Origin of the sequence: Anaerovibrio lipolyticus, from assembly GCF_021531495.1 — a bacterium.
In the GTDB taxonomy this organism is placed as follows: domain Bacteria; phylum Bacillota; class Negativicutes; order Selenomonadales; family Selenomonadaceae; genus Anaerovibrio.
In genome coordinates this window covers 1-7657 of record NZ_JADYTY010000051.1, presented here as the reverse complement: position 1 = coordinate 7657, position 7657 = coordinate 1, and the positions used below count along the sequence as shown (strand labels likewise).

The following is a 7657-nucleotide window of genomic DNA, read 5'->3' as shown; positions in this document are numbered from 1 at the left end:
ACGTATGGCGAAACTCATGAAGCACTATGATGTAATCTACTAAATTTTTTTACACAAAGTTCTTGACACACCCAATGGCTTTCCCCCTCAAAGGCCTCCGATAACCTCATAATGCTATGCTCAGGTTCATCCTTAGTACCATTATACAACACATAGAACTTCGGCGCAGGTATTTTTACCACCTTGGAACGATAGGCCATATCTACATCTATATGTCTTCTGTACAGCTTGCCAATATACCATAACATTCTTAATGGCATATTGGGATTCCAAGAACCCTGATGCTCCATTAAAACCACAGTATGATTACCTATATCAAAACTGATATCATTCTTTACGTCATTGTAAAATGTTCCCCGCAATGTATTAATAGTAATATCCCTGGGAGAAATATTTTCCCCACTAAGTGCATTATACAAGCTGCATAGTCGCTTCTTATCCTTAAAAATATTTCTAAAAAGCGAATCCTTGTAATTGCGTTTCCCCTGCATTTACAATCCCTCCTATACTATTTATAGCCAAACAAAAAATCCCTTGTAAAAATAAACTTACAAAGGATTTATATTTCTATTATTCGACAATATTATCCAATTTCCTGCTTGAAGAATGACAATTTTTATAACCCCTACATTGTTCAAAGAAAATGCCATTGCATTTTCTTTCAATGGGGCGACCACGAGGGTGGAGATATTAGCTTCATCCTGTCATTGGCACAGCTTTCCGCTACCTATATAAGTGGGGGGACATCGGACACCTCGTTATATTTTCTCAAACGCTCCAAACCATATGCTAATCTCACATCCTCAGCGACATTATTTGCCCTATATCTATTTGGCAATTGCAACAGATATTTCCAAGCCTTGGCATCATGATATTTCTTGGCCGACTTATAGAGCCAATACAGCGCTCGCTTATGATCCCGCTTCAGCACCTGTCCCTGAAAATACATTATCCCCAAAACAGTCATAGCCTCAGGATTTTCCTTAGCAGCTGCTTCAATTAATTTTTCCCCCTCTGGCAGGGCATAATGAAGATAAATCGCTTCTTCTTCATCATTCATCCAAGGAGGAGGCGCCAGATGATAACTTCTCTGCTGGGGCAGCAATTCCCCAAATCGTGTATACCAGCCTTTGCCTATGCTATTGCCATCAACAGCCATTAATTCTTCATAAGTCATAGTGGAAACATGCTTGATGAGCAGTTCTTTTTCTGGATATTCTTCCTCTAGGGCAGCCACATCCATATCACTAATATAACCTGCATCCACGGACAGTTTTTTCACTTTGGCCCAATAAAGAAAATGCTTGAGCAAATCCCCTGTCATATTCTGATTATTATAGGCATAGGCTTGAACCACTTTATTTTTACCAGCAATTTCTATGCAGGCAAGGTATTCTCCCTTTTTCTTCACATAACAGATAATAGAGCGACCTGCCAACACTGCGCCTCTGTAGGAATCCACACAGTTGTAGAGCTTTACGCCTATTTCCTGCAGCTCTGCGGTTTCGTGCACTAAATGAAATTCATAATCATCCAGCATACATTCCAGTGGCAATAGTTTTGCCTCATATTCTACGACCTTATTTTCTTTCTTGTAGCCTCGCAATTCATTAGCCATTAAATCATGTACAGTATGCGTAGGCCCCTTATCAGCCAATAACTTTAGCATATCCTCGGAAATATCACGCCTATACTCATTAAACATGCTATATACATCAACCACATAGCGGTTATATTCCTCTATGGGCATGACAGACAATCTATATAACATGGCTGCCAAATGCTTTTGTGACTTTCGTTCCGCCACAAAATTGCAGAAATTTTCAATTTCACACCATCTATTTCCACCACATTGCCTGTCCCTATATATTCTGTGGGACCTAGGATCAAATCTAAATCTATGCAGATAGAACTGCATCACATCTTCCTCAAAGGCAAAAAATCTTCGTATGTAGTTTATATCTCTTAACCCTAGCTGCTGCATAAGCAGATAAATCATGGGAGCATAGGGATTCTCGCCATAGGCTTTCCGCAGGCTCTTGGGTGGTTTTCTTATGCCCAAATATTGACACAAGGGCTTATAATTGTCTTTTTGTTCATAAGGGAATCTTGCTTCATATTCCGTCTTGCCTAGGATATTCTCCCAGTAAGCAATATTGACATCGTAGGGACGGCTGACAAATTTTTCAATAAAATCCCAGCCATGGGGCCTCATATTGACAGTTGGCCTCAATTCCAAAACCCTGCCAGCTTCCTCCTGCATAAGCTGACAAATCGCATTGGCAATATTATCTGGTATTGAAATTGCCTCTGATTTCATATTTTTCATTAAGCTATACATATATTGCCGTTTGGATGGAACATTCCTTCTTTTGCCAATATCCACTGAATATGAGACAAATTCATCCCTAAAGCCTCTCAGTTCATAGGAACAATAGCCATAACCTATCATTTTCGCTTCTATACAGTCCACACCTATCAATATATAGTTTCGATTATTCCCCTGATAAATTCGCCAGCGAAGAGGGAACAAATATACATTATGACACTCTCTATGTTGTAGGCAGGAAACAAGCCCTGAAAAATTATTTAAGTCCCCTAAATTCTTTACTCCTTGCATTGCTGTACCATTAATACATACGTCATATCCTTTACTGAATTTTAATATTAATGCCCAGGGCAGCTTTTTTATTTCCTCATGGCATAATTTCTCATCAGTACAAAGAGTCCATGTTTTTGTCTGAACATTCCATGTATATACCATATCCACCATGGCCCAACACCTACCATAATAAAACCATAAATATTCTTGAATCTACTGATGCAATGAAGTCCTAATAAAATTTAGTCTCAAACCTCTGGAAAACCTATCTGATTAGCTCTAAATTATCCAGGTTATTCCCCTTCATTAGTGTATTGTAAAAGGCTGCCACCCTTCATAGGGCGACAGCCTTTTTGTTTTACATATAATTATTTGGGCAGTTACACATTCTGCCCTATACAGATCCCCTGCCTACACCAATACCACGTTTTCTCCCAGCTGCATCAACAGACAGTTCACATCTATAATTTTCATTTTCTTCTTCAAGGCATAGAAAATCACGCTGTCCCAGGGATTTCTGACATACAGCTGCCTTACGCCAGCACAGTAGAGCAAGAACTGTGTCTCCTCTACGCTTAACTCCATGGCAATAGCCAAAGCCAAGATCTTTTCCCTGCCCGGACGCTTCCTACCGGAAAAAATATGATAGGCATATACCTTGTCCAGCTTGGAACGCTCTATTACCTCAGCTTTGGTCAGCCCCTTCTGTTCCAATAGCTGCTCCAGATATTCCGGCAAGCTAAAAGACCGCATGCTTTCCTGATTCATGCACAAATATGCCTCAATATCCTGATCGTTGCCAATATTCTCTATTTCATTCTCCAGTTGAGCTGTATCCTTTACTTTTTCAGTACAATTCACACTATTTCCTCCATGTTATAACCACTACATTATTGAAAGAAAATTCCTCTGCATTTTTCAATGAGGTGACCACGAGGATGGATATATTAGCCCCACCCTGTCATATCATATTATACTAAATTTCAGCTAACTTTGTTTACCCAATAGGACAATAGTTTTTTCTAAATTATTTGACTCCCATTCCCGTATCTTGGATAATAAACTAAAAGCATTGGCAAAGGAAGTTTTACTGTGAAGGATTTTGCTACAGAGTTCATATTGAACAAATATCAAAGGCTCCAACTTCTGCACAACAGTCCCAAGGGCAAGGTGTGGCGGTCGATAGACCAGGATAGCAACCAGAAGGTCATCCTGCGGGAGCTGTCACGCTTCAATCCCGTCTATGAGGAGCTAAAGAAGTATAATTTTTCTATATGTCCGGAGATTTATTTTTATACCCAAGGAGAAAGCAGCTCCACTGTTATTGAGCAGTACATAGAGGGCAGTACCTTGGCGGATTTGCTTGCCCAAAATTATGAATTTTCTCCCCAGCAAATCCAGCAAATGCTCAGCCGCCTTTGTCATGGCCTGAAAGAACTACATGAATGTGGCATCATCCATCGGGATATCAAGCCTGCAAATCTGATTCTCCAAAATCCAGAGCTGCCAGAAAGCCTCTATCTGATAGATTTTGATGCCGCCCGCCTGCTATCTGGTCACAAGGCTACTGACACGGCACTACTAGGCACCCGTGGCTACGCTCCCCCGGAGCAGTATGGCTTCAGCCAGACCGATGCCCGCAGTGATATCTATGCCCTGGGCTGTACCTTCAAGGAAATCTTGGGGCCTCAATACCATGGCAGGCTCATACCCATTCTAAATAAATGCTGTGCCATTGATCCCCAGGCACGTTATCAGAATGTGGATAAGCTGCTAAAGGCATTGAACAGGCCTCCCATTTTCCAATGCCTTGCCCAGCATAAACGCAATATCCTTGCCCTTGGCATGGCTGTAGGAATGACCGCCATCTGCTTTACCGCATATATTAATTACACAAAAACTGAACCTGCCCCTGCCATTCCCAAGCATGAGACAACGGAAAGCCAGACAGAAACCACCCTGCCCTCTTCCGATGAAGCTGCGCCCCAAGTCAAAGACACCACCGCTCCATCTACTCTGTCCCCAGCGACTGTCCCTAAACAATCTGTGTCAAAACCGGCCCAGAATATTATCTATCCCCAGTATTACGCCAATGGCAATCCCCTCCTTAGCCATGAGGATGGTGTATATCTGCCAAGTACTAGCAGCAGAGTTACCATTTCCAACCAAGAGCTACAGGCATCTGGCGGACATTTTCCCGGCAATACTCCTATCAGCATCTCCATCACCAATCCCACCGCGGCCAATCTGGAAAGCCCTGTCCTGTCCATTACCTACAACGATACGGCCGGCATCAGCCACAACAGCCTACAGCTCCCTACCATTGCTCCAGGCGATTCTGCCCAAATTTCCCTGCCTATGGAGGAGTTTGCCTGTCAGGAGCCTCTATCCTTGGTCGTCAACATCTCTAGCCCCAGCCCACAACGGATATTCGCCAAGGAAATGCTCATCGTTTTTGATATACAATAAATAATCTGTCTTTTGTCCCAACGGGTAAACACAAAATATTCATAAGCTTGTATAATGCAAAGTATCAGCACATTAAGTATTCATATGAAAGATTTTTTTATTCAAGGAGTGAGACTTATGAGTAAGGTTTGTGAAAACTGTGGTGCAGAATTACTAGATGAGGCAACGAGCTGTCATGCCTGTGGCGAGGAGGTTGCCACAGAGCATGCATTGAACCTGGTTCCACAAGAACAATCCCAGGTTCATGTAGAAGGTGGCCAAAGTCCACAAGTTCATACAGAAGGTGGGCAAATTCCTCAGATTCATGCAGAAAGTAGGCAAAGTACTCCAGTTCATGCAGAAGGTGGGGAAAATTCCTCAATTGTAACAACGATGTTTTGTGACCGTGTCGAACGCATGAGCATTCTAAAGTTCATGTTATATTCCTGTTGTACGCTGGGTATTTATAGCTTCTTTTGGTGGGCAAAGCTTGTCAATACAGTTCATACCTTGGTGGGTAGAAGGACAACTGCCTCAGGCGGAACAGCCGTCTTTTATATCACGATAACCTGTGGTATTTATGGTATCTATCTGATGTGCAAACTAACCGATGCTTTAAATGAAGCTATGGACCAGCGCGATATTAAAGACAGCCGTGTCTCCACCATCTTAGCTATATTATTCCCTATTTTCGTTTTAATTCCGGCGGTCAATAGAATTATCGACTTTGATTATTCTAGGGGCGTTCGCTATTTGTCATATCGGTAAGAGGTATATTATCATGAAAAAATTATTATTGGTTCCAGCTTTCATGTTGGCATTTTTCTTCTCCACAATATCCAGCGTCAGTGCTGCCGATGTCTGGGTGGAGCATTGGGACTCTGAAAACAAGGATATCTATGTAGTAGAAGATACTATTTCTGGTAACAGCACTGATTTTTCAGTCGTCGTAAAGGAAGTACGAAATGGCAGACTAATAAATCAGCAGTCTTGGTATTTCAATAAATTTAAAACTGACTTTTGGCGTTGTCAATCAGACGAAATGCGAATCAAGGCAGCACAGAAGGGCGTCGGAGCACGGATGGATGTAGTTATGGCACCAAACAGAGTGTTTGAGTATTGTGCAGACAGCCTGGGAATCTACTACTATATCGATGGTTACTATTACTACTAATATCCCCTGAGCAAATTTAAACAATAAAGATTTTTTGTCCCCACGGGTAAACAAAACCCGTGGGGATTATTCTATAATATCACTATCAAATAATAATTATTTACTCATGCTTTAAGGGGATGATTTTATGGAAACACTATGGTGGTTAGTAGGGAAGTTTTTTTGGCTGATGGCTATATTGATGGGCCTAACAAGCTTTTATTGCCTTATTCGGCTAAAACTTTTAACATTTGTTAAGCTTGCTTTTTTTGCTTCATTGGCTCTCGGTATTGGTGGATGTGCTGATGAACAAGCCCAACTGGCAGCTATGACGCCTGAACAGCGGGCCGAATACGAGTTAAAACAAGAACAAAAGAAGCAAGAGGAAAAAGCCGCTAAAGAAGCTAAGAAAGCCCAGGAAGAAGCGGACAAGAAAAATGCTGAGGAAGTTGAGCAGGCAAAGCAGGCTGAAGCCCAAAGCATAGCTGAAGGAAAAAAAGCGGAGGCCGAACGCCTAGCGGAAATTGAAGCTCAAAACAAGAAAATCGAAGCTCAAAGAAAACAACAAGAACGAGATAATACCATAAGTATAGGTGATTCCAGAGCCAAGGTTGAACGACTTCTTGGCAGGCCTAATGATATTACTAGTATGGAATCGGCTCTGGGTGAAGAAATCCACTACTACTACTATAAAAACGGTATAAATATCCTTGGAGGAATGGACATTTATTACTTCTCCGATGATAAATTAGTATTAGTTCAACATCAATAAGCAAGGAGGAAAAACATGATTATCAAAAAATATTTTACAACTTTATTTATCTGTTTAGGAGTGCTCATCGGCAATATGGCCCTGGCTGCATCATCTGCCTCGGCAGCCGATGCCTGGGTATATGAAAAAAACGGCATAGATACCTATGTTGTAACTGACAGCGTAAACTACAACACCGGATATAAAGCCGGATATGCTATAGTAGACATCAAGCACGTCCATCACAATAGCGGCACCCTTGTTTACCGGCGTACATTTAGTTTCAACCACCTAATAGATGCCGGCATTAATACCATAAGCATCTGGGATGAGGTAAATAAATTTTCCTTGGGCACGATTGATGACAATCCAGAAGGTGCTGCTATTTATAGCTGGCTGAAAGCTAACGAATAATAATTATTACGGGATGGAATTTACTACACCTATAATGACTGATTCTATGATTGATATTCCCCTGACAAAATAGTTAAGAGCCATATCCCCAAACGGGATATGGCTCTTGCTATATAGGAATATATGGTTGTGAAACTTGCAAAACTGCAGCAATCTGTCTGCTTATGAAGATAGCAGAATTATTAAGGATTGACAGTATAGATAAGCCTCAATGAATCGACAACAGCCGGAGGGGCATGACACTTTTGCGTCGGGAGACTCCTGCTTTTGCGCAGCAAAAGTGGCCCCG

Annotated in this window: 8 protein-coding genes; 5 read left to right on the top strand and 3 right to left on the bottom strand. The window is 41.6% G+C overall.

The genetic code is table 11. The features are described 5' to 3' along the window. Positions 1–14: 14 nt before the first annotated feature. From I6E26_RS10700 to I6E26_RS10690, 3 genes are all read right to left on the bottom strand, one after another. On the bottom strand, positions 15–491 hold the full coding sequence (locus I6E26_RS10700; RefSeq protein ID WP_235321854.1) for a hypothetical protein: 477 nt from the start codon (positions 489–491) through the stop codon (positions 15–17). Between the two features lie 236 nt (positions 492–727). Next, positions 728–2320 carry a PcfJ domain-containing protein gene (locus tag I6E26_RS10695; RefSeq protein WP_235321853.1) on the bottom strand — a complete coding sequence of 531 codons (1593 nt, stop codon included), beginning with the start codon at positions 2318–2320 and terminating at the stop codon, positions 728–730. Positions 2321–3013: 693 nt separating this feature from the next. Then, positions 3014–3463: a helix-turn-helix domain-containing protein gene (locus I6E26_RS10690; RefSeq protein WP_235321852.1), complete on the bottom strand. Its 450-nt coding sequence runs from the start codon at positions 3461–3463 to the stop codon at positions 3014–3016. A 231-nt stretch (positions 3464–3694) separates the two neighbouring features. On the opposite strand from I6E26_RS10690, the gene I6E26_RS10685 reads away from it, so the two are divergent. From I6E26_RS10685 to I6E26_RS10665, 5 genes are all read left to right on the top strand, one after another. Next, a complete protein-coding gene (locus tag I6E26_RS10685) occupies positions 3695–5071 on the top strand; it encodes a serine/threonine protein kinase (RefSeq protein ID WP_235321851.1) in 1377 nt (458 codons plus the stop codon). A 117-nt stretch (positions 5072–5188) separates the two neighbouring features. Then, positions 5189–5818 (top strand): DUF4234 domain-containing protein, encoded by a 630-nt coding sequence (locus I6E26_RS10680; RefSeq protein WP_235321850.1) that lies wholly within the window; start codon positions 5189–5191, stop codon positions 5816–5818. Positions 5819–5831: 13 nt separating this feature from the next. Then, a complete protein-coding gene (locus I6E26_RS10675; RefSeq protein ID WP_235321849.1) occupies positions 5832–6224 on the top strand; it encodes a hypothetical protein in 393 nt (130 codons plus the stop codon). 127 nt (positions 6225–6351) lie between these two features. Beyond that, positions 6352–6975: a hypothetical protein gene (locus I6E26_RS10670; RefSeq protein ID WP_235321848.1), complete on the top strand. Its 624-nt coding sequence runs from the start codon at positions 6352–6354 to the stop codon at positions 6973–6975. Positions 6976–6990: 15 nt separating this feature from the next. Then, the gene (locus I6E26_RS10665) at positions 6991–7368 is read left to right on the top strand and encodes a hypothetical protein (RefSeq protein WP_235321847.1); all 378 of its coding nucleotides are present in this window, start codon (positions 6991–6993) and stop codon (positions 7366–7368) included. The last annotated feature ends 289 nt before the right edge of the window (positions 7369–7657 follow it).

Coding starts and splice junctions, on each gene's coding strand:
- I6E26_RS10700 (WP_235321854.1), bottom strand. CDS start 491: ATGCAGGGGAAACGCAATTACAAGGATTCGCTTTTTAGAAATATTTTT.
- I6E26_RS10695 (WP_235321853.1), bottom strand. CDS start 2,320: ATGAAATCAGAGGCAATTTCAATACCAGATAATATTGCCAATGCGATT.
- I6E26_RS10680 (WP_235321850.1), top strand. CDS start 5,189: ATGAGTAAGGTTTGTGAAAACTGTGGTGCAGAATTACTAGATGAGGCA.
- I6E26_RS10675 (WP_235321849.1), top strand. CDS start 5,832: ATGAAAAAATTATTATTGGTTCCAGCTTTCATGTTGGCATTTTTCTTC.
- I6E26_RS10670 (WP_235321848.1), top strand. CDS start 6,352: ATGGAAACACTATGGTGGTTAGTAGGGAAGTTTTTTTGGCTGATGGCT.
- I6E26_RS10665 (WP_235321847.1), top strand. CDS start 6,991: ATGATTATCAAAAAATATTTTACAACTTTATTTATCTGTTTAGGAGTG.